Here is a 22,135-nt window from a genome sequence, read left to right as displayed (position 1 = left end):
CGGAACTTACCGGGAGCCATATCGTGAACGGTCGCCATCAGGGGATTGCCCGTCCTTCGCTGCCGGCATTGGGGGGCTGGTTGCGGCGGATGCTGTGCATCCTGCTCGCCGCCTTCGCGCTGGTGCAGGTGCTGCCCGCGGCACCGGCCGAGGCGGCGTCCCGGCTTGCGGAATTCCTGCCGAAGGTGCAGCCGTCGGACCTGTTCGCCGGTGCCGACCGCTTCGGCGAGCCGGTCGGCGAGCCGCCGATCGTGCCGGTGTGGAAGGGCGACACGCTCGCCGGCTACGCCTATCTCAATTCCGATTTCACCAGCGCGATCGGCTATTCCGGCAAGCCGATCCACATCCTCGCCGGCATCGATCCGGAAGGCGTGCTGCGCGGCCTCAAGCTCGTCGGCCACCAGGAGCCGATCGTGCTCGTCGGCATCCCCGAGGAGAAGGTCGTGGCGTCGCTGAACACGCTGATCGGCCGCGACATCGGCCGCGTCGCCGCCGGCGCCGAGCGGCCGCCGCAGGTCGATATCGTCAGCGGCGCGACCGTGACCGTGCTCGTCATGGGCGACAGCGTCGTGCGCTCCGCCGTGCGGCTCATCCGCAGCGGCAGGCTCGGCGGCGAGGCCACGGCCGCGGAGGCCGCGGCACCGGTCGAGGTGCGAACGCTCAGGCAGGAAAGCGGCGAGGCCCGAAGCTGGGAGGAGCTCGTCGGCGACGGTTCCGTGCGCAGCCTCCACCTCACCGTCGGCGAGGTGAGCGAGGCCTTCGCGCGCGCCGGAGAGGAGAAGGCGGCGACCCACCCGGAGACGCGCAAACCCGAGGATTCCTTCATCGCGCTCTACATCGCGCCGGCGAGCGTACCGGAGATCGGCCTCAGCCTGCTCGGGGAGCAGGGCTACGAGCGGCTGCGCTCCAAGCTCCGGCCCGGCCAGCAGGCGATCCTGGTGGCCGGCGACGGGGCCTATTCCTTCAAGGGCTCCGGCTATGTGCGCGGCGGCATCTTCGACCGCATCGAGCTGATGCAGGACGGCCAGGGCGTGCGCTTCCGCGACCGCGGCCACACGCGGCTCGGCGACATCGCCGCCGAGGGCGCGCCGCGCCTCCGGGAGATCGCCCTCTTCACCGTGCCCGAGGACTTCGCGTTCGACGTCACCCGGCCGTGGGAGCTGCAGCTCTTGGCGCAGCGCTCCTGGGGCGCGCGCGACAAGGCGGTGCTGCCCTTCGACGTCGGCTACGTCCTGCCCGACCGCTACGTGACGGTGGAGAAGGCGGCGCCGGTCGCCCAGGCGCCGGGCGACGCGGAACCGGAGGCGGCGGTGCCCGTCGAGGCGGAAAGCGAGCCCTTGTGGGTGCAGATGTGGCGGCTGAACACGGTCGAGATCGGCATCACCGCCTCCGCGCTCCTCCTGCTGACGGCGATCTTCTTCTTCCAGGACTGGCTGGTGCGCCGCCCCGTGCTGCACGTCTGGGTGCGGCGCTCCTATCTCGTCTTCGTCCTCGTCTGGCTCGGCTGGTATGCCAATGCGCAGCTTTCGGTGGTCAACGTGCTGACCTTCACCAATGCGCTGATCACCGGCTTCCACTGGGAGTTCTTCCTGTCGGCACCGCTGATCTTCATCCTGTGGGCGACGGTAGCGGCGGGGCTCCTGTTCTGGGGACGCGGGCCGTTCTGCGGCTGGCTCTGCCCGTTCGGCGCCCTGCAGGAGCTCACCAACAATCTCGCGCAATGGCTGAAGGTGCCGCAGGTCAAGGTGCCGTTCTGGCTGCACGAGCGGCTCTGGCCGGTGAAGTACATCATCTTCCTCGTGCTGTTCGGCCTGTCCTTCTATTCGGTGGCGCTCGCGGAGGTGTTCGCCGAGGTCGAACCGTTCAAGACGGCGATCATCCTGAAGTTCGCCCGCGACTGGCCCTTCGTGATCTTCGCGCTGACGCTGCTTTCGCTCGGCCTCTTCATTGAGCGCTTCTACTGCCGCTATCTCTGCCCGCTCGGCGCAGCCCTCGCCATTCCCGGCCGCATCCGCATGTTCGAGTGGCTGAAGCGCTGGCCCGAATGCGGCTCGCCCTGCCAGCGCTGCGCCAAGGAATGCCCGGTGCAGGCGATCCATCCCGAGGGCCAGATCAACGTCAACGAGTGCATCTACTGCATGCACTGCCAGGAACTCTACCACGACGACCACCGCTGTCCGCACATGATCCAGGTGCGGCTGAAGCGGGAGAAGTTCGAGCGGCTGTCCTCGCCCTCGATGCGCGGCGGAGGTCCCGTTCCGCCCGTCATCACCCACAAGGGCGCCGTCATCGAAAGATCCGATCCGGTCCCCGGATCCCCGAACTGACACGAGAGCAAAGGAGAGTTGCCATGTCACAGGACGAAACCAGATCCGGTCTGAGCCGCCGGCAGTTGCTGGGCTCGACGGCCGTCGCCGCCGGCGCGGTCGGAACCGGCGCGCTGACGCTCGGCGGCGGCCTTGCCGTTCCCGCCGCCGCGCAGGCGCCGTCGGAGAACAACTACGAGGTGAAGCCTGGAGAGCTCGACGAATATTACGTCTTCTTCTCCAGCGGCCAGACGGGCGAGGTGCGCATCGTCGGCCTTCCCTCGATGCGCGAGCTGATGCGCATCCCGGTCTTCAACCGCTGCAGCGCCACCGGCTGGGGCCAGACCAACGAGAGCCTGAAGATCCTGACGGAGGGCATGCTGCCCGAGTACCGGGAACTCATGAACAAGCGCGGCCTGCAGACCTATCTCAACGGCGACCTGCACCATCCGCATCCCTCGCAGACCGACGGCACCTATGACGGGCGCTACCTCTACGCCAACGACAAGGCGAACACCCGCGTCTGCCGCATCCGCCTCGACGTGATGAAGTGCGATAAGATCGTCCAGCTTCCCAACCAGCACACCGTGCACGGCCTGCGCGTGCAGAAATACCCGAAGACCGGCTACGTGTTCTGCAACGGCGAGGACCGCGTGCCGATCCCCAACGACGGCAAGGTGCTCGACGACAAGTCGCACTACCGCTCGATCTTCACCGCCGTCGACGGCGAGACGATGAAGGTCGCCTGGCAGGTGATGGTCAGCGGCAACCTCGACAACGTCGACGCCGACTACCAGGGCAAATACGCCTTCTCCACCTGCTACAACTCGGAAGAAGGCGTGAACCTCGCCGAGATGATGGAGGCCGAGCAGGACTGGATCGTCGTCTTCAACCTGAAGCGCATCGAGGAGGCTGTCGCCAAGGGCGAGTTCACCGAGATGGGCGGCGTGCCGGTGCTCGACGGGCGCAAGGGCTCGCCCTACACCCGCTACATCCCGGTCGCCAACAGCCCGCACGGCATGAACACCGCGCCGGACGGCATCCATATCGTCGCCAACGGCAAGCTGTCGCCGACCGTGACGGTGATGGACGTGCGCACCTTCGACGACCTGTTCGACGACAAGATCGAGCCGAAGGACACGATCGTCGCCGCGCCGGAACTCGGCCTCGGGCCGCTGCACACGGCCTATGACGGCAAGGGCAACGCCTATACGACGCTGTTCATCGACAGCCAGATCTGCAAGTGGAACATCGAGGACGCCAAGCGGGCCTACAAGGGCGAGCAGGTCGATCCGATCCGCCAGAAGCTCGACGTCCACTACCAGCCGGGCCACAACCACACCTCGATGGGCCAGACCAAGGAGGCGGACGGCAAGTGGCTGATCTCGCTCAACAAGTTCTCCAAGGACCGCTACCTCAACGTCGGTCCGCTGAAGCCGGAGAACGACCAGCTGATCGACATCTCCGGCGAGGAGATGGTGCTGGTGCACGACAACCCGACCTTCGCGGAGCCGCACGACGCCACCATCGTCCACCGCTCCAAGATCGATCCCCTGCATGTGTGGAAGCGTGACGACCCGTTCTTCGCCGATGCGGTCAAGCAGGCCGAGGCCGACGGCATCGACCTCCTGATCGACAGCGAGGTGATCCGCGACGGCGACAAGGTGCGCGTCTACATGACCTCGGCCGCGCCCGCCTTCGGGCTGGAGAGCTTCAGCGTCAAGCAGGGCGACGAGGTGACGGTCTACGTCACCAACATCGACGAGGTCGAGGACCTGACCCACGGCTTCTCCATCATCAACTACGGCATCAACATGGAGATCGGGCCGCAGGCGACCGCCTCGGTGACGTTCACGGCCGACAAGCCCGGCGTCTACTGGTACTATTGCTCGTGGTTCTGCCATGCCATGCACATGGAGATGAAGGGCCGCATGTTCGTCGAGCCGCAGGCGGCCTGACGTGACGGCGAAACCCGCCATGACGAGAATCGCGGTGGCGGCCCTGTTGGCCGCCCTCGCACCCCTGTCCGCGCGGGCGGAGACGGTTTCCGTCGCCGCCGGCGCGGGAAGCCTGCAGTCGATCCTCGACGCCGCCCGGCCGGGCGACACGATCCGGCTCGGCCCCGGCGAGCACGAAGGCCCCGTCACCATCGCCACGGCGCTGTCGCTGGAAGGCGAGGCCGGCGCGGTCCTTGCCGGCAACGGCACGGGCAGCGTCGTGACCGTCACGGCGCCGGGTGCGGTCGTGCGCGGCCTGACGATCACGGGGTCGGGCCGGGATATCGGCACGCTCGATTCCGGCGTGTTCCTCGCGAAGACGGCGACCGGCGCGGTCGTCGAGGACAATGCCGTGCTCGGCAACCTCTACGGCGTCTACATCCACGGCGCGAAGGAGGCGCTGGTGCGCGAAAACCGCATCGAGGGCCTGCGCGAGGGGGGACGCTCGGCGGAGGCCGGCAACGGCGTGCATCTCTGGAACGCGCCGGGCGCCAGGGTGATCGGCAACGACATCCGCTTCGGCCGCGACGGCATCTTCACCAATGCCAGCCGCGACAACGTCTTCTCCGGCAACCGCTTTTCCGGCCTGCGCTTCGCCGTCCACTACATGTACACCAACGACAGCGAGATTTCCGGCAACGTCTCGACCGGCAATTCCGTCGGCTATGCCATCATGTATTCCGACCGGCTGACGATCCGGGGCAACGTCTCCGACGGCGACCGCGACCACGGGCTCGTCCTCAACACGGCGAAGGGCTCCGAGGTCTCCGGCAACCGCGTCTACGGCCGCCTGCAGCCGGTCTCGCGCTGGACCAATGCCGGCCGGCAGGCCGATTCGCACGGGATCGATGCACAGCCGACCGGCGCGCAGGACAAAGGCGGCATGCGCCTCGGCCCGGAAAAATGCGTGTTCATCTACAATGCCAACCGCAACGCCTTCTCCGGCAACCGCTTCGAGAACTGCGCGATCGGCATCCATTTCACCGCCGGCTCCGAGGGCAACCGCATGACTGGCAACGCCTTCGTCGGCAACCGCAACCAGGTCAAGTATGTCGGCACGCGCCACCTCGACTGGTCGGCGGACGGGCGCGGCAACTACTGGAGCGACAACCCCGCCTTCGACCTCGACGGCGACGGCATCGCCGACAGCCCCTACCGGCCGAACGACCTCGTCGACCGGGTGCTGTGGACCGCGCCGCAGGCGAAGATCCTCATCAACAGCCCCGCGGTGCAGGTCATCCGCTGGGCCCAGAGCCAGTTCCCGGCGCTCCTGCCGGGCGGCGTGGTCGACAGCCGGCCGCTGATGGCCCCGCCGGACGAAGGGACCGAGATACAATGACACACCGGATCGAAATCAACGCCGTATCGAAGTCCTTCGGCGCCGTGCAGGCCGTGCGCGACGTCTCCTTTTCGCTCGCCGAGGGCGAGATCGTCGCGCTGGTCGGCCACAACGGTGCGGGCAAGACGACGCTCATCAAGCTGATGCTCGGTCTCATCCGTCCGACCTCGGGCACCGTGCGGGTGCTGGGCGGCGATCCGGCGGCCGATCCTACCGTGCGCGCCCGGCTCGGCTACCTGCCGGAGAACGTCTCCTTCAATCCGGCGCTGACCGGCCGCGAGACGCTGTCCTTCTACGCCGCGCTGAAGCGCGCGCCCTCCCGCCAGGTCGCCGAGCTCCTCGACCGCGTCGGGCTTTCGGCGGCCGCCGACCGGCGCGTGCGCACCTATTCCAAGGGCATGCGCCAGCGGCTGGGGCTGGCGCAGGCGCTGATCGGCGCGCCGCAGGTGCTGCTGCTCGACGAGCCGACCACGGGGCTCGACCCGGCGCTCCGGCGCGACTTCTACGGCTTCCTCGACGAATTGCGCGCGGGCGGGGCGACCATCCTGCTTTCCTCGCACGCGCTCTCCGAGCTGGAGGGCCGGGCCGACCACATCGTCATCATGGGGCAGGGCGTGAAGATCGCGGACGGCACGCTGGATGCGCTGCGCGGCATCGCCCGGCTTCCGACCCGCATCCGCGTGCGGCTCGCCGAGGGCGAGAAGCGGCGGCTCGACGGTGGCGCCGGCTGGCGCCCGGTCAACGGCCACATGCTGGAGATCGATGCCGCGCCGGAAGAGAAGGTGGCGCTGCTGCGCGCGGCCGTCGGCGCGGAGATCGCCGACCTCGACGTGACGCCGCCGACGCTCGACGAGCTCTATGCCCATTTCCAGGACAGGCAGCGGGAGGCCGGCCGATGAGAACCATCCTCGTCATCGCGCGCAAGGAGATCCAGGAGGGCCTGCGCAACCGCTGGGTGCTCGCGACCACGCTGCTGCTGGCGACGCTGGCGCTGACGCTGACCTTCCTCGGCAGCGCGCCAACCGGCAATGTCGGGGCGAGCGCGCTCGACGTGGTCGTCGTCAGCCTGTCGAGCCTGTCGGTGTTCCTCGTGCCGCTGATCGCGCTCCTGATCTCGCATGACGCCATCGTCGGCGAGGCGGAGCGCGGCACGCTGCTCCTCCTGCTAAGCTATCCGCTGGCGCGCTGGCAGGTGATCGTCGGCAAGTTCGTCGGGCATCTGGCGATCCTCGCCTTCGCCACCCTCGTCGGCTACGGCGCGGCGGCGCTGGCGCTCGCCGCCACCGGCGGTTCCGGCCTCGCGGCGGGCTGGCCGGCCTTCGCGCGGCTGATCGGTTCCTCCGTGCTGCTCGGCGCGGTCTTCGTCGCCATCGGCTATCTCGTCAGCGTGCTCGCCGGCGAGCGGGGCACGGCCGGCGGCATCGCCGTCGGCGTCTGGCTCGTCTTCGTGCTGGTCTACGACACGGCGCTGCTCGGCCTGCTCGTGGCGGACCAGGGCCGCACGGTCACGGCCGGGCTGCTCGACGCCCTGCTGCTGCTCAACCCCACAGACGCCTACCGGCTCGTCAATCTCGGCGGCGGGGCGGGGGCGATCTCCGGCATGGGCGGCATGGCGGAGGTCGCCTCGCTCGGCGCGCCGGCATTGCTCGCGGCACTCCTCCTCTGGACGGTGCTGCCGCTTGCCGCCGCCATGCTGGTCTTTTCGCGGAGGGAGGCATGATGCGCATCCTCGCAACGCTGGCGTTCGTCGTGCTCGCCGCCTGCTCGCAGCCGCAGGAGGAAGCGCCCAAGCCCTTCGCCCTCGACGAGGAGGCGATCGGCCGCTATTGCGGCATGAACGTGCTGGAGCACGACGGCCCGAAGGGACAGATCATCCTGTCGCAGATTCCCGAGCCGATCTGGTTCTCCTCGGCGCGCGACGCGGTCGCCTTCACCCTCCTGCCCGACGAGCCGAAGAACATCGCCGCGATCTACGTCTCCGACATGGCCGCGGCCGAAAGCTGGGAAAAGCCCGGCGCGGAAAACTGGATCGACGCCCGCGCCGCCTTCTACGTGATCGGCAGCGCTCGGCTCGGCGGCATGGGCGTCGCCGAGGCAATCCCCTTCTCGACGCGCGAAGCGGCGCTCGATTTCGCCCGCGAGAACGGCGGCGAGGTCGTCGATTTCTCCGGCATCCCGCCCGCCTACGTGCTGGGCGGCGGGGAGGAGACCGACGATACGGCGGAGCCGCAACCGCACGCAACGGAGCATTGATCATGGGCGCAGATATCTCCCGCCGCCGCTTCCTCGGCATCTCCGCCGCAGCCGCGGGGTTCGCGCTGCTGCCGCTCGGCGGGCCCGCCCGCGCCGCGCCGCAGGCGGTGCGCTGGCACGGGCGCGCGCTCGGCGCACCGGCGGAGCTGATCCTGCATCACCCGGACCGGGAGCAGGCCGAGCGGCTGATCCGGCGCATCGTCGTCGAGATCGACCGGCTGGAGCGCATCTTCAGCCTCTATATACCCGATTCCGCCCTGAACGTGCTCAACGCCAACGGCGCGCTCGCCGATCCGCCGCCGGAGCTGGTGGCGGTGCTGGAGGAAAGCCGCGCCGCCTGGCGCCTGAGCGGCGGGCTGTTCGATCCGACCATCCAGCCGTTGTGGACGCTCTACGCCCGCCATTTCGCGGCGCCGGAGGCCGATCCGGCCGGGCCATCGCCGCGGGAGATCGGCACGGCCCTGACGCGCGTCGGGCTCGACCGCGTCGCCTTCGACGGCAACCGCATCGCCTTTCGCGTCCCCGGCATGGCGCTGACGCTGAACGGTATCGCCCAGGGCTACATCACGGACCGGGCGATCGCGCTGCTGCGCGCCGGCGGCGTCGAGCATACGCTTGCCGATCTCGGCGAGATCCGCGCGCTCGGCCCGCGCGGCGACGGCACGCCCTGGCGCGCCGGCATCGCCGGAACGGCGGCACGCGTCGACCTCGTCGACCGGGCGATGGCGACGTCGGGCACCGACGGCTTCCGCTTCGCCGGCCCCGGCTCGCCCTGCCACCTCATCGATCCGCGGAGCGGCACGGCGGCGGACCGCTATCGCAGCGTCAGCGTCGTCGCGCCGACCGCCGCGGGAGCCGACGCGCTCTCGACCGCCTTCAGCTTCATGCGCGCCGAGGATATCGCCGCCGCGCTGCCGGCGGGTGTGGAGGTTCACCTCTACGACCGGGCCGGGGGCTATCGACACATCGGCTGAGAGGCCGCCCATCGGGTCGTTGGGTGATGCTGCCTCTCATCCGGCCTGCCGGCCACCTTCTCCTTGGCTGCAGGGAGAAGGGGTTTGCCGTATCGTTTTCCCGAAACGCCACCGTTTCGCAGGGCAGGTCTCCTCTCCCCGCTTGCGGGGAGAGAGTTAGGGCGAGGGCAAAGCCGCGCATCTCATAAACGTAAGAGAGATCGGCCACGTTTCGCCGCTGTAAATCCGCTCCGAACAAGGCGTCGGTCGTTCACTTGCAATACTTACGGAAATTCGTATATTGGTAGATACATTGTTTTGAAGGAGACATGCAATGACCCTCGACCGTTCCGTCCTCGCCTTCGCCGGCATCATGGTGCTTCTGTCCGTCGCGCTGACCGTCTGGGTCTCGCCCTACTTCGTCTGGCTGACGGTCTTCGTCGGCGCCAACATGCTGCAGTCGGCCTTCACCGGCTTCTGCCCGGCGGCGATGGTGATGCGCCGGCTCGGCGTGAAGCCGGGGACGGCGTTCTGAGGTTCCCGATGCGCCTGCTTTTCTCCCTGCTGTTCGCGCTTGCCGGATCGACGGCGCTTGCCGGCACGATCATCGTCGAGCCCGTGCCGGTGACGGAGTGGAAGGCCGTCTACGGCCGGATCGAGGCGCGCAACGTCGTGCCGGCCCGGGCGCGGATCGGCGGCACGGTCGTCGAGCTGCTCGTCACCGAGGGCGATACCGTCGCGGCGGGCGAGACGATCGCTTCCGTCAGCGACGAAAAGCTCGCCTTCCAGGTCGCGGCGATCGACGCGCAGCTCTCGGCGCTGAAGGCGCAGCTCGATCGGGCGGAAACGGAGCTGGCGCGCGGCCGGTCGCTCACCCAGCGCGGCGTGGCGACGGCGCAGCGCCTTGATCAGCTGCGCACCGACGTCGACGTCACCCGCAACCAGATCGCGGCGACCGAGGCGCAGAAATCCGTCGTCCTGCAGCAGCAGGCGGAAGGCGACGTCCTCGCGCCGCTTTCCGGGCGGGTGCTGGCGACGCCGGTCACCAGGGGCGGCGTGGTCATGGGCGGCGAGCCGGTCGCGACGATCGGCGGCGGCGGCTTCTATCTCCGCCTCGCCGTTCCCGAGCGCCATGCGCGCGCGCTCGGTGAGGGGGCCGCGATCCGCGTCACCACCGATGCCGGCGAGGTCGCCGGCCGGCTGGCGAAGGTCTATCCGCGGATCGAGAACGGCCGCGTGATCGCCGACGTGGAGGCGGATGCGCTCGACACCGCCTTCGTCGATGCGCGGGTCCTCGTCGAGCTTCCGGTCGACGAGCGGCAGGCGATCCTCGTGCCGGCCGCGGCCGTGGCGAACCGCTACGGCGTCGACTTCGTGCGGGCCGGCGACGGCGCGGCGACGAGCGAGCGTGCGGTGGTCGTCGGCGAGCGCATCGAGCGGGGCGGCGCCGCCCTGGTCGAGATCGTCTCGGGCCTTGCGGCCGGCGAGACCGTGGAGGTCCCATGACCGGTGCCCACCGCGACGGCCTGGCCGGTGCGCTGACGCGCGCCTTCATCGTCTCCCCGCTTACGCCCCTCTTCCTCATCGCCGCCTTCGCCTTCGGCCTGATCGCCCTCATCTCGCTGCCGCGCGAGGAGGAGCCGCAGATCTCGGTGCCGATGGTCGACATCCGCGTGCGGGCCGACGGCCTGCGCGCCGAGGATGCCGTCAAGCTCGTCGCCGAGCCGCTGGAAACCATCGTCAAGGGCATCGACGGGGTGGAGCACGTCTATTCGCAGTCGCAGGACGACGGCGTGCTGGTGACGGCGCGCTTCCTCGTCGGCACCTCGTCGGATGCCGCGGTGCTGCGCGTGCACGACAAGGTGCGGGCGAACCTCGACCGCATCCCGACCGGCATCCCCGAGCCGATGATCATCGGCCGCGGCATCGACGACGTGGCGATCGTCTCGCTGACGCTGACGCCCCGGCCGGAGGGCGCCGAGACGGTCGACGCGGGCGTGCTGACCCGCATCGCCCGCGAGCTGCGCAACGAGCTTGCCAAGATCGACGATGTCGGCCTCACCTATCTCGTCGGCGAGACGGACGAGCGCATCCGCATCGCGCCCGATCCGGCCCGGCTGGCGCTTGCCGGCGTGACGCTGCAGCAGCTCGCCGGCAAGGTGCAGGGCGCCAACCGCGCGCTTCCGACCGGTCGGGTCCGCGACGGCGGCGGTCAGGTGATGCTGGTGGCCGGCGAGACCTTGAAGACGCCGGCCGAGATCGGCAACCTGCTCGTCACCGCGCGCGACGGCCGCCCCGTCTATGTCCGCGACGTCGCGAACGTCGATTTCGTCACGGCGTCCGACGACGTGCTGGTCTCGACCGTGACGCGCGCGGAGCCAGGGGCGCTCCGGGTTCCCGCGGTGACGCTGGCGATCGCCAAGCGGGCGGGCGCCAACGCCGTGACGGTCGCGGAAAGGATCCTCCACCGTGTGCATGAGCTGGAAGGCGCGCTGATACCGGAGAACGTCGCCGTCGAGGTCACGCGCGACTACGGCGAGACCGCGAACGAGAAGGCGAACGAGCTTCTCTATCATCTCGGCCTTGCGACCGTGTCGATCATCGCGCTGGTCTGGCTGGCGATCGGGCGGCGCGAGGCGCTGGTCGTCGCCGTGGTCATCCCGGTGACGATCCTGCTCACGCTGTTCTCCTCCTGGGCGATGGGCTACACGCTGAACCGCGTGTCGCTGTTCGCGCTGATCTTCTCCATCGGCATCCTCGTCGACGACGCGATCGTGGTGATCGAGAACATCGCCCGCCACTGGGGCATGGCCGACGGGCGCAGCCGCAAGGATGCGGCGATCGCCGCCGTCGCCGAGGTCGGCAACCCCACCATCGTCGCGACGCTGACGGTGGTCGCGGCCCTGCTGCCGATGCTCTTCGTCTCCGGCATGATGGGCCCCTACATGAGCCCGATCCCGGCGAACGCGTCGGTCGCGATGATCTTCTCCTTCTTCGTCGCCGTGACGGTGACGCCCTGGCTGATGCTCAAGGCGGCGGGCAGGCCGCCCGTCGCCGCCCATGACGACCATGGCCGGGGCGGCCTGCTCGGCCGCCTCTACGCGGCGACGGCCCGGCCGATCCTCGCCTCGAAGGCGCGTAGCTGGCTGTTCCTCCTTGCCGTCGGCGTGCTGACGCTGGGCTCGCTCGCGCTCTTCTACACCAAGGACGTGACGGTGAAGCTCCTGCCCTTCGACAACAAGTCGGAGCTTGCCGTGATGATCGACCTTCCCGAGGGTGCGTCGGTGGAGGAGACGGATGCGGTCGCGCAGGCGGTCGCCCGGATCGTCACGCAGATGGACGAGGTCCGCTCGGTACAGACCCATGCCGGCACCGCCGCGCCCTTCAACTTCAACGGGCTGGTCAGGCACGCCTATTACCGCGCGGACCCGAACATGGGCGAGGTGGCCGTCAATTTCCTCTCCAAGGCGGAGCGCAGCCGCTCCAGCCATGCCATCGCGCTCGACATCCGCGAGCGGATAAAGGCGGTCGCCGTGCCGCCGGGAACGAGCCTGAAGGTCGTCGAGCCGCCGCCCGGCCCGCCCGTCATGGCGACGCTGCTTGCGGAGATCTACGGCCCCGATGCGGCGACGCGGCGCGCGGTGGCGGGGAAGGTCGAGGCGGCGTTCCGTTCGGTGCCGTTCATCGTCGACGTCGACAATTCCTACGGGATCGCGGCGCGGCGGCTGCGCGCCCGCATCTCCGGCGACGATCTCGATTTCTTCCGCGTGCAGGAGAGCGACGTCTTCGACACGCTGGCGATCCTCAACGGCGGGACGACGATCGGCTATTCGCATCGCGGCGAGGGCCGACTGCCGATCCCGGTCCGCCTCGAGCGGCCGAAGGCCGAGCGGCGCGTCACCGAGGCTTTCCTGACGACGCCGATCCCGGCCAACCTGTTACCGGGCGAGCGCGGCGTGGTCGAGCTCGGCGACGTGGTGCGGATCGACGAGGAGCAGGCCTCCTTCCCGATCTTCCGGCACAACGGCCGGCCCGCGGAAATGGTGACGGCGGAGCTCGCCGGCGATTTCGAGGCGCCGCTCTACGGCATGCTGGCCGTGCAGGCCGCACTCGACGCGCAGGACTGGACCGGGCTGCCGAAGCCGGTGATCTCGCTGCACGGCCAGCCCGAGGACGACCGCATCTCGACGCTGCTCTGGGACGGTGAGTGGGAGGTGACCTGGGTCACGTTCCGCGACATGGGCGCGGCCTTCATCGTCGCCCTGCTTGGCATCTATATCCTCGTCGTCGCGCAGTTCGGCTCCTTCAAGGTGCCGCTCGTCATCCTGACGCCGATCCCGCTCACCTTCATCGGCATCCTCGGCGGGCACTGGCTGTTCGGCGCGCCGTTCTCGGCCACCTCGATGATCGGTTTCATCGCGCTCGCCGGCATCATCGTGCGCAACTCGATCCTGCTCGTCGACTTCATCCGCCACGCGCCGCGCGAGGATGCGACGGGCCCGCGTCCGCTCACCGAGATCCTGATCGAGGCCGGCTCGATCCGCTTCAAGCCGATCCTCTTGACGGCGCTCGCGGCGATGATCGGCGCCGTCGTCATCCTGACCGACCCGATCTTCCAGGGTCTCGCGATCTCGCTGCTCTTCGGGCTGGCGTCCTCGACGCTGCTGACGGTGCTGGTCATTCCGGCGATCTACCGGGTGCTGCGCACCTGAGACAGGCAAACGGTTCTTTCAAGGGAGGATATCCGGTGAAGACGATCCAGGATTTCGCAGTAAGCCGGCGCGGCTTCTTCGCGCTGACGGCCTCCGGCATCGGCGCGGCGGCCCTCTCCTCGCGGGCATCCGCCGCCGGCACGGTCGAGACGTCGGCGCGCATCGTCGTCATCGGCGCGGGTGCGGCCGGCACCGCGCTGTCGAACCGGCTGGCGCAGCGCCTCTCCGGTGCGACGATCACCGTCGTCGACCCGCGCAGGGAGCACCTCTACCAGCCCGGCCTCTCGCTGGTCGCGGCCGGCCTTCGCCCGGCGGACTACGTGGTAAGCCGCACGGCGGACTGGCTCGACCGCAACGTTGCCCTCGTCGAAGAGGCGGCCGCGGCGATCGATCCGGTCGCCAAGGTGGTGACGACGGCGGGCGGCAAGACCCTGCCCTACGATTTCCTCGTGCTCGCGCCGGGGCTGGTCCTCGACTACGGGGCGATCGAGGGTTTCTCGCCGGAAATGGTCGGCAGGGACGGGATCGGCGCGCTCTATGGCGGGCCGGACCATGCGGCGCGCACCTGGCAGGCGGCGTCGAAATTCGCCGGGGAGGGCGGCGTCGGTCTCTTCACGCGGCCGGCGACCGAGATGAAATGCGCCGGCGCGCCGCTCAAGCACACGTTCCTGATCGAGGACATCGCCAGCCGCGGTATCGGCCGCGGCAAGTTCGAGATGCATTATGTGGCGCCACAGCCGGTGCTGTTCTCCGTGCCGATCGTCTCGGAGAAGGTGCGGATGCTGTTTTCCGAGCGCGGCATCGCCACGCATCACGGCATGACGCTCGCCGCGATCGACGCTGGCCGGAAGATCGCGACCTTCACGAAGGCGGAGAAGGGCGGCACGAGCCGGGTCGAGATGCCCTACGACTACCTCCACGTCATCCCGCCGCAGCGGGCGCCGGAGGTGATCCGCCAATCCGGTCTCTCCTGGACGGATAAATGGACGGACCAGGGCTGGGCGGCGGTCGACCAGAAGACGCTCCGGCATGTCGCCTATCCCGAGATCTTCGCGCTCGGCGACGTGGCGGGCGTGCCGAAGGGCAAGACGGCGGCGTCGGTCAAATGGCAGGTGCCGATGGTCGAGGACCATCTCGTCGCGTCGATCCAGGGGCGCGAGGGCAGCCTCGTCTACGACGGCTACACGTCCTGCCCGCTGATCACCCGCGTCGGCCGCGCCATGCTGGTGGAGTTCGACTACCACAACAATCTCGTCCCGAGCTTCCCCGGCCTCATCGCGCCGCTGGAAGAGCTCTGGATCAGCTGGCTGATGAAGGAGGTGGTGCTGAAGGCCACCTACAACGCCATGCTGCGCGGCAAGGCCTGAGAGGGAGGCGACCATGCAGGAAATGACACTGGAAACCATGATCGCGGTGCTGGAGGAGATCTTCGGGACGGGGCTCTTCTGGAGCATGGTCGCGGCCGCGGCCCTCGTCACCGCGGCCTATCTCTACGTGCTCGTCCGCGACAGGGCGATGTCGATGCGCAAGTTCCTGTTCGCCCAGCTGAGCATGCCGTTCGGCGCCGTCGCCGCGGTGCTCTTCGTGCTGCAGGTGACGCATTCGAGCCTTGCGGACATCGGCGGGCCGGTCGATGCGGCCCTCCTGCTCGGCGTGGCGGTAGCGGGCGCCATCGGCACCGCCATCCTCGTCTATACCGCGCAGTCGCTCGTCCGCCGGCCGTGACGTCGGGGCCTCGCCTGTCGGATGCCGAGCGGAAGCCGCCTCACGCCGGCGGACGGAGGGCGGCCTCGATGGCGGCGCCGATGGAGAGGACCGCCTCGTCGGCATAGCGGTGCCCGACCACCTGCAGGCCGACGGGAAGGCCGTCCTCGGCAAATCCGGCGTGCAGCGAGAGCGCCGGACATTGGGGCAGCAGGTTGAAAGGGCAGGTGACGTCGAGGCCCCGGAACCGGCCGTCCGGCAGGTCGGCGACATAGTCGTCGTCGTTGGCCGAGGCCGGCGGCGCGGTGATCGCGCAGGTCGGGCAGAGCAGCGCGTCGTGGGTCGCGAGCACGTAAGCAAGGTCGCGCCACATCGCGGTGCGCAGCAGCTCCACGCGCTTGTAGGCGGTGGCGTCCATCGACCGGCCGCGCTCGATGAGCGCGACCACGAGCGGGTCCATCCGCTCCCGGTGGCGATCCGGCGCATCGCCGAAGAAGGCCGACATGAAGACGCACCACAGGTCGTACCAGCCGTCGTTGACGGCGCGCGTCCAGCCGAGGCTCACCTCCTCCACGATCGCGCCCGCGGCGCGCAGCCGCTCGACCGCCGCGCGCAACACCCTTTCCACCGCCGGATCGACGGCATAGTAGCCGAGGTCCATCGAGAGGGCGAAGCGGCGCCCGGAGAGATCGCCGGCGGCGGCCTTCTCCGACGAGAAGGGCAGGGGCAGCGAGCCGATGTCGGCGTCATCCGGGCCGGCCGTACATTCCATGAAGGCGACCGCGTCGGCGATGCTGCGGGCGAGCGGCCCGAAATGCGAGATGTTGTCGAAGACGCTCGGCAGGATGGTCATCGGGATGCGGCCGAGGCTCGGCTTGAAGCCGACGACACCGCAGAAGGAGGCCGGGATGCGGACCGAGCCGCCCATGTCGGTGCCTTCCGCGAAGGGCACGACCCCGGCCGCAACCGCGACTGCCGAGCCGCCCGAGGAGCCGCCGCTGGTGCGCTCGGGGTTCCAGGGATTGCGCGTGATGCCCCAGCGGGGGCTGGCCGTGAAGCTCGAATGGGCGAATTCCGGCGTCGTCGTCTTGCCGACGAGGATCGCCCCGGCCGCCTCGAGCCGCGCGATGCAGAGGGCGGTCGTCTCGGGAACCCAATCCCCCGTCGACCAGGACCCGAGCGTGGTGAGGTCGCCGCGCGTCGGCGTCAGGTCCTTCGCCGCGAACGGAACGCCGAGGAGCGGCGGCACCTCTCCGCCCGCCGCGACGATGCGGTCGGCCGCGCGCGCCGCGGCGAGCGCCGCGTCGGTGCGCAGCAGCGTGAACGCGTTCAGCGTCCGGTTGACCGCCTCTGCCCGCCGCAGCGACTCGGCGATGACGGATTCGGCCGAGAAGCGGCCGTCGCGGATGCCGGCGGCGATATGCCGGGCCGGCAGGTCGAGCGGATGGGTGGCGGCGCGTTCTTGCGAAACATACTGCATGTCTGGAGGGTCCGTGCTAATCCATGTGTGGGGTGAATGCCGGGGGAATTCGATCTTGGGCCGTGATCCGGACACGTCTATCCTTTCGCGTGATGGGAAATCCAGCGCGGCCGGCCGGCGGCGGGTCTTCGAGCAGTGGAATGCGAACATGGCCGAGGCCGTCTCCGCCATCGGGCAGGCGGCGTTTCCGCAGGCGCTCGAGCGGGCGCTCGCCCGGCTCGCACCGTTCGAGATGATGAACGGCTTCGGCTATGCCGCGCAGGGCCGTGCCTTCGACCTCTACAACGACCGCATCGTCGGCGACCGGGCGATCATCGTCGACCGCTACCTTGCCGGCTCCTACATCCTCGACCCCTTCTACGACGCGCTGCGGCGTCCCGAGCGCCCGGCTCTGCTGGTGATGCGGGAGCTTGCGCCCGACCGCTTCAGCGAAACGGAATATTTCCGGCGCCACTACCAGACGACCGGCATCGTCGACGAGATCGGCTTCGTCCTGAAGCTGCAGCACGCGGATGCCGTCCTTTCCCTGTCGCGAATGGGTGCGGTGCCGGGCTTCTCGGCAGGCGAGATCGCCGTCCTTACGGCCGCCGCGCCCCTGGTGTGCGCGGTGGCGGAGCGCCACTGGCATGCACGCTGCGATCCGGACGGGGCGGAGGGGCAGGCCGCCGCGGCGATCAGCCATCCGTCCCTGTCGAAGCGCGAGCTGGAGATCGTGACGCTGATCCTCAAGGGACACTCGAGCTACTCGATCGCCGCAACGCTCGGCCTGTCGCCGAACACCGTCAAGGTGCACCGGCGGCAGGCCTATGCGAAGCTCAACATCTCCAGCCAGGTCGAGCTGTTCCATCTCTTCCTGAGCTGAGGCGGGCTATTCGGCGAATTCCATCTCGGGCGGAGCCGCCTGGAAGAACTTCGTCAGGTAGGCGAGATAGCCGACGCCGAGGGCGAGCCACAGGAGGCCGAGCATCTTCGCGTGGCCGTCGAGGTTCCACAGCAGGAACAGGTCGCAGGCCGCGCCGAGCGCGGGAACGATAAGACCGACGAACGCGCCGAGCGGCCGCACCAGGGAATGCCCCTTCAGGTAGAGCGCGATCACCGAGACGTTGACGGCGGTGAAGGCGAGGAACGCACCGAAGTTGATGAACGAGGTCGAGGTCGTCACGTCCATCGTCAGTGCCAGCAGGCCGACGATGCCGACCAGGACGAGGTTGGCGACCGGCGTGTGCCATTTGCGGTGGAGCCTGCCGAAGATCGCCGTCGGAAGCACGCCGTCGCGGCCCATGGCGAAGAGCAGGCGGCCGACGCTCGCCTGCGCGGCGAGCCCGGAGGTGAACTGCGCAACCACCAGCGTGGCGAGGAACACCGTGACGAACAGGTCGCCGCCGATCATCAGCGCGATTTCCGACGCGGCGGAGTCCACCGAGGCGAAGTCGCCGCCCGGATGGGCGAGCTGGGTGATATAGGCCGATCCGGTGAAGATGACGCCGCCGACCGCCGCGATGATCATGATCGCCTTCGGCATGGTGCGCGTCGGGTCCCGGGTCTCCTCGGTCAATGTCGAGACGGCGTCGAAGCCGAGGAACGAATAGGCCGCGATCGCCGCGCCGGCGACCGAGGCGCCGAAGGGGACCCCGGCGTCGAAGAACGGACGGACCGAGGCGAGGCCGCCGGGGCCGTTCAGCGCCACGACATAGCGGCCCGCCAGCACGACGAAGGCGACCAGCACGGCGAGCTGGACGAACATCAGCACGAGGTTGACCCGGTTGGCGAAGACGATCCCGACCAGGTTGACGACGGTCGTCACGACGATGAAGCCGACGACCCAGAGCCAGCCGGGCACGTCCGGGAAGGCGGCGGTAAGATAGGCGGCCCCGATCAGCCAGATGACCATGGGCAGGAAGAAGTAGTCGAGCAGCACGGCCCAGCCGACCAGGAAGCCGACGCCGGAATTGAGCGACTTGCGCGCATAGGTATAGGCGGAGCCGGCGACCGGGTAGACCCGCGCCATGATGCCGTAGCTCGCGGCGGTCAGAAAGATCGCCGATGCGGCGACGAGATAGGCCATCGCGGTCGTGCCCTGGCTTGCCGACGCCAGCGCGCCGAACGTGCCGAAGACGATCATCGGCGTCATGTAGGCCAAACCGAACAAAACGACGGACCACAACCCCAGGGCCCGTTCCAATCTGATGTTTTCCGTCATGCAACCCTCCTCAGACGATCCCGAAAGGGTCGGGGAATTCCGTGCGCAAGCCAATAACCCCAAGGGATTAGGCCACCTGCGCCGGAATATCAGGCGACTTCGGGCGCCTTGCGGCCTGCAACGGGCGGGCGGGGCGTCAGGAAGTCGTCCGGTGTCAGCATGACGTCGGCAAGCGTGTAGCGGTCGAGCGTGGCGACGAAGGCGGTAAGCGCCTCGTTCAGCACGCCGGGCAGCCGGCAGCAGGCGGCGATGGTGCACCGGTTGCCGGCGGTGAAGCACTCCGCGAGCGCGAAATCCGGCTCGGTCGCTCGCACGACGGCGCCGAGATTGATCTCCTCCGGGCGGCGCGCGAGCGAGAAGCCGCCCGACCGGCCGCGCACGCCCTTCAGGTAGCCGGCCCGCGTGAGGATGTTGACGACCTTCATCAGATGCGTGCGGGAAATGGCGTAGGCGCGCGCGGTCTCCTCGACCGTCGCCAGCCGGCCGCCCGCCGCGCCGGCATATATCAGCACCCGCAGCGCATAGTCCGTGAACGTCGTCAGCCGCATGGATCGTCCGCCGTTCCCGGCCGCGCCGACCGGCACCAGGCCGCGACCGCCGCAGCCTCCGCCGGAAGCGGCGCGGCGTCCGGGGCGAAGGCCTCGAAGGCGGCGCGGTGCCTGTCCGATACCGTCGTCAGGACCGGCCTGCCGGCGGCGCGTGCCGCCGCGAAGGCGGGAAACAGACCGCCGCCCGCCGCCTCCAGCTTGCCGAACTTGCTGAGGACGACGAGGCCGCTTGCGGCAATTGCATCGAGCAGCGCGGCGCAGGCCGCCTCGACCCCGCCGGCATCGAGATGGCAGGACGTGTCGAGCGGCGGCTCCTCGCGGTAGATCGGCCAGGACGCACCGGAGGCGACGTCGCGTAGGATCCCGGCGCTGCAGGCGCGGTCGGCGAGGCCATGGCTTTCGGCGACGACGCCGGCCACCGTGACGCCGCGTGCGCGGCATTCGGCCGCCGCGGCGGCAAGCAGCGCCTGGATCGCCTCGCCGTCGGCGCCCCGCACCACGGCGACCGGAGCGGCCGTCACGCGGCGCGCCGCAGCGGTTCGGCCGGCAGCATGGCCTGCTGCCGGGCGGCGGCGGCCGCGAGCCAGTCCTTCAGCAGGCCCTGGTCCTCCTTCGAGAAGCGCGCGCGACGCATCAGAGCCTCGAAACTGTCGTCCGGATGGCAGCGGTCGTACTCCTCGGCCGCGAGTGTCTCCAGCCGGGCGCGTTCCTCAGGATCGTCCGGGCCGATCGCCCTGCGCACTCCGTTCGCCGACATGTACAACCGGTCTTCCGCAGCCTGTGTCATGGCCTTTCCCTCACCGTTGCAAGGACCCGCCGGACCGGCGTCCGGCAACGACTTTCCTAGGATAGAAAAGATGTACTTACAATGTATCTTTTAGCCGCAGGCTCAGCCCGTCACCGCGCCCTCGTCCGCCGGACGGGCGAGGGCCGCGAACTTGGCGAGCACGCCGCGGCGGTAGCGCGGCTCGGGCTGCTTCCAGGCGGCGCGACGGCGGGCGATCTCGGCATCGTCCACCTCCAGCCGCAGGAGCAGCCGGTGCGCATCGATGGTGACGATGTCGCCTTCCTCCACCAGGGCGATCGTGCCGCCGACATAGGCCTCCGGCGAGACGTGGCCGACGACCATGCCCCAGGTGCCGCCGGAAAAGCGGCCGTCTGTGATGAGGCCGACGCTCTCGCCGAGGCCGCGGCCGACCAGCGCCGAGGTCGGCGCCAGCATTTCCGGCATGCCCGGTCCGCCCTTCGGCCCGAGATAGCGCAGCACCACGACGTCGCCCGGCCGGATGCGGTCGGCGAGGATCGCTTCCATGGCGGAGGGCTCGTCGTCGAAGACCCGGGCGGGGCCCGAGATGACCGGGCTCTTCAGTCCGGTGATCTTGGCGACGGCGCCCTTCTCGGCGAGGTTGCCCTTGAGGATGGCGAGGTGCCCCTCGCGGTAGAGCGGCCGCGAGAGCGGCCTGATGACGTCCTGGTCCGTGCGCGGTTCGGACGGCACGTCCGCCAGCTCCTCGGCGAGCGTGCGGCCGGTGATCGTCAGACAGTCGCCGTGGAGGAGCCCGGCATCGAGCAGGATCCTCAGCACCTGCGGCACGCCGCCGGCGGCGTGCAGGTCCACCGCCATGTAGCGGCCGGAGGGCTTCAGGTCGCAGAGCACGGGCACCTTGCGGCGCACGCGCTCGAAATCGTCGAGCGTCCAGTCGATCTCGGCCGCATGCGCGATGGCGAGATAGTGCAGCACCGCATTGGTCGAACCGCCGAGCGCCATGATCAGCGCCACCGCGTTCTCGATCGATCGGCGGGTGATGATGTCGCGCGGCCGGATGTTCCTCTTCACCGCTTCCACCAGCACGCGGCCGGATTCGGCGGCGCTGTCGAGCTTCTCGCGATCGGGGCTCGCCATGGTGGAGGAGTAGAGCAGCGACATGCCGAGCGCCTCGAAGGAGGAACTCATCGTGTTGGCCGTGTACATGCCGCCGCAGGAGCCGGTGGAGGGGCAGGCGTGGCGCTCGATACCCTCGAAATCCTCCTCGCTCATCGTGCCCGCCATGAAGGCGCCGACCGCCTCGAAGGCGGAGACGATGGACAGGTCCTCGCCCTTCCAGCGGCCGGGCTTGATCGTTCCGCCATAGACGTAGATCGCCGGCGCATTGGCGCGCAGGATGCCGATCATGCCGCCCGGCATGTTCTTGTCGCAACCGCCGAGCACCAGCACACCGTCCATCCACTGGCCCTGCACCGAGGTCTCGACGCAGTCGGCGATCACCTCGCGCGAGACGAGCGAGTATTTCATGCCCTCCGTGCCCATCGACATGCCGTCGGAAATGGTGGGCGTGCCGAACATCTGCGGATTGGCGCCGGCCGCCTTGATGGCGAAGGCGGCGGCGTCGGCCAGCGGCTGGAGGCCGGCGTTGCAGGGCGTGATGGTCGAATGGCCGTTGGCGATGCCGATCATCGGCTTGTCGAAATCCGCCTTCTCGTAGCCGAGCGCATAGTACATGGCGCGGTTGGGCGAACGGGCGATGCCCTGGGTTATGTGTTTGGAACGTTCGTTGAAGGGCATGGCGAGACCTCGCGCCGGGGGTTTCGGTTCGAGAAGATGGGGAGACTGTATCCGATCCGGCAGGGGGCCACAATGACGGC

General features: G+C 69.2%; 19 protein-coding genes. 13 read left to right on the top strand and 6 right to left on the bottom strand.

Going from position 1 to position 22,135, the window contains the following annotated elements; genetic code table 11:
• The first annotated feature begins 89 nt into the window (after window positions 1–89).
• The 12 genes from NNZ72_RS16655 to NNZ72_RS16600 all read left to right on the top strand — a co-directional run bounded on the left by NNZ72_RS16655 (window position 90) and on the right by NNZ72_RS16600 (window position 15,285).
• Complete coding sequence (locus NNZ72_RS16655) at window positions 90–2,327, top strand: NosR/NirI family protein (RefSeq protein WP_257316581.1); 2,238 nt, start codon at window positions 90–92, stop codon at window positions 2,325–2,327.
• Between the two features lie 23 nt (window positions 2,328–2,350).
• A complete protein-coding gene (gene nosZ / locus NNZ72_RS16650) occupies window positions 2,351–4,264 on the top strand; it encodes a TAT-dependent nitrous-oxide reductase (RefSeq protein WP_257316528.1) in 1,914 nt (637 codons plus the stop codon).
• Between the two features lie 19 nt (window positions 4,265–4,283).
• The gene (locus NNZ72_RS16645; protein ID WP_257316527.1) at window positions 4,284–5,642 is read left to right on the top strand and encodes a nitrous oxide reductase family maturation protein NosD; all 1,359 of its coding nucleotides are present in this window, start codon (window positions 4,284–4,286) and stop codon (window positions 5,640–5,642) included.
• Complete coding sequence (locus tag NNZ72_RS16640) at window positions 5,639–6,541, top strand: ABC transporter ATP-binding protein (protein WP_257316526.1); 903 nt, start codon at window positions 5,639–5,641, stop codon at window positions 6,539–6,541. Before NNZ72_RS16645 ends, NNZ72_RS16640 begins: the two co-directional genes overlap by 4 nt.
• On the top strand, window positions 6,538–7,362 hold the full coding sequence (locus tag NNZ72_RS16635; protein WP_257316524.1) for an ABC transporter permease subunit: 825 nt from the start codon (window positions 6,538–6,540) through the stop codon (window positions 7,360–7,362). Before NNZ72_RS16640 ends, NNZ72_RS16635 begins: the two co-directional genes overlap by 4 nt.
• Window positions 7,362–7,895, top strand: a complete 534-nt coding sequence (locus tag NNZ72_RS16630; RefSeq protein WP_257316579.1) for a nitrous oxide reductase accessory protein NosL — start codon at window positions 7,362–7,364, stop codon at window positions 7,893–7,895. The genes NNZ72_RS16635 and NNZ72_RS16630 overlap by 1 nt, the downstream gene beginning before the upstream one ends.
• Before the next feature lie 2 nt (window positions 7,896–7,897).
• Window positions 7,898–8,869, top strand: a complete 972-nt coding sequence (locus tag NNZ72_RS16625; RefSeq protein WP_257316523.1) for an FAD:protein FMN transferase — start codon at window positions 7,898–7,900, stop codon at window positions 8,867–8,869.
• Window positions 8,870–9,182: 313 nt separating this feature from the next.
• Window positions 9,183–9,383 carry a YgaP family membrane protein gene (locus NNZ72_RS16620; protein WP_257316522.1) on the top strand — a complete coding sequence of 67 codons (201 nt, stop codon included), beginning with the start codon at window positions 9,183–9,185 and terminating at the stop codon, window positions 9,381–9,383.
• A gap of 8 nt (window positions 9,384–9,391) precedes the next feature.
• Complete coding sequence (locus tag NNZ72_RS16615) at window positions 9,392–10,354, top strand: efflux RND transporter periplasmic adaptor subunit (RefSeq protein ID WP_257316520.1); 963 nt, start codon at window positions 9,392–9,394, stop codon at window positions 10,352–10,354.
• Entirely contained in the window at window positions 10,351–13,560 is a 3,210-nt protein-coding gene (locus tag NNZ72_RS16610; protein WP_257316519.1) for an efflux RND transporter permease subunit, read from the top strand. The genes NNZ72_RS16615 and NNZ72_RS16610 overlap by 4 nt, the downstream gene beginning before the upstream one ends.
• 35 nt (window positions 13,561–13,595) lie before the next feature.
• Window positions 13,596–14,927: an NAD(P)/FAD-dependent oxidoreductase gene (locus tag NNZ72_RS16605; RefSeq protein ID WP_257316518.1), complete on the top strand. Its 1,332-nt coding sequence runs from the start codon at window positions 13,596–13,598 to the stop codon at window positions 14,925–14,927.
• A 13-nt stretch (window positions 14,928–14,940) separates the two neighbouring features.
• A complete protein-coding gene (locus NNZ72_RS16600; RefSeq protein ID WP_257316517.1) occupies window positions 14,941–15,285 on the top strand; it encodes a DUF5368 domain-containing protein in 345 nt (114 codons plus the stop codon).
• 40 nt (window positions 15,286–15,325) lie between these two features.
• On the opposite strand, the gene NNZ72_RS16595 is transcribed toward NNZ72_RS16600, so the two are convergent.
• The gene (locus tag NNZ72_RS16595) at window positions 15,326–16,744 is read right to left on the bottom strand and encodes an amidase (RefSeq protein WP_257316516.1); all 1,419 of its coding nucleotides are present in this window, start codon (window positions 16,742–16,744) and stop codon (window positions 15,326–15,328) included.
• Window positions 16,745–16,892: 148 nt separating this feature from the next.
• Between NNZ72_RS16595 and NNZ72_RS16590 the strand changes: the two genes are divergently transcribed.
• Window positions 16,893–17,606, top strand: coding sequence for a helix-turn-helix transcriptional regulator (locus NNZ72_RS16590; protein WP_257316515.1), 714 nt, complete (start codon window positions 16,893–16,895; stop codon window positions 17,604–17,606).
• Window positions 17,607–17,612: 6 nt separating this feature from the next.
• Here NNZ72_RS16590 and NNZ72_RS16585 read toward each other — a convergent pair whose 3' ends face one another.
• From NNZ72_RS16585 to ilvD, 5 genes are all read right to left on the bottom strand, one after another.
• A complete protein-coding gene (locus NNZ72_RS16585) occupies window positions 17,613–18,944 on the bottom strand; it encodes an APC family permease (protein ID WP_257316514.1) in 1,332 nt (443 codons plus the stop codon).
• An 89-nt stretch (window positions 18,945–19,033) separates the two neighbouring features.
• A complete protein-coding gene (locus tag NNZ72_RS16580; protein ID WP_257316513.1) occupies window positions 19,034–19,492 on the bottom strand; it encodes an RrF2 family transcriptional regulator in 459 nt (152 codons plus the stop codon).
• Window positions 19,483–20,013 carry a DUF2478 domain-containing protein gene (locus tag NNZ72_RS16575; protein ID WP_257316512.1) on the bottom strand — a complete coding sequence of 177 codons (531 nt, stop codon included), beginning with the start codon at window positions 20,011–20,013 and terminating at the stop codon, window positions 19,483–19,485. Before NNZ72_RS16575 ends, NNZ72_RS16580 begins: the two co-directional genes overlap by 10 nt.
• A complete protein-coding gene (locus tag NNZ72_RS16570; RefSeq protein ID WP_257316511.1) occupies window positions 20,010–20,249 on the bottom strand; it encodes a hypothetical protein in 240 nt (79 codons plus the stop codon). The genes NNZ72_RS16575 and NNZ72_RS16570 overlap by 4 nt, the downstream gene beginning before the upstream one ends.
• 132 nt (window positions 20,250–20,381) lie before the next feature.
• Entirely contained in the window at window positions 20,382–22,055 is a 1,674-nt protein-coding gene (ilvD, locus tag NNZ72_RS16565; RefSeq protein WP_257316510.1) for a dihydroxy-acid dehydratase, read from the bottom strand.
• Window positions 22,056–22,135 lie beyond the last annotated feature (80 nt).

This window comes from Shinella pollutisoli (genome assembly GCF_024609765.1).
GTDB lineage: Bacteria > Pseudomonadota > Alphaproteobacteria > Rhizobiales > Rhizobiaceae > Shinella > Shinella pollutisoli.
Note: the sequence above shows the minus strand (reverse complement) of the source record. Positions and strands in the feature narration are given on the sequence as shown.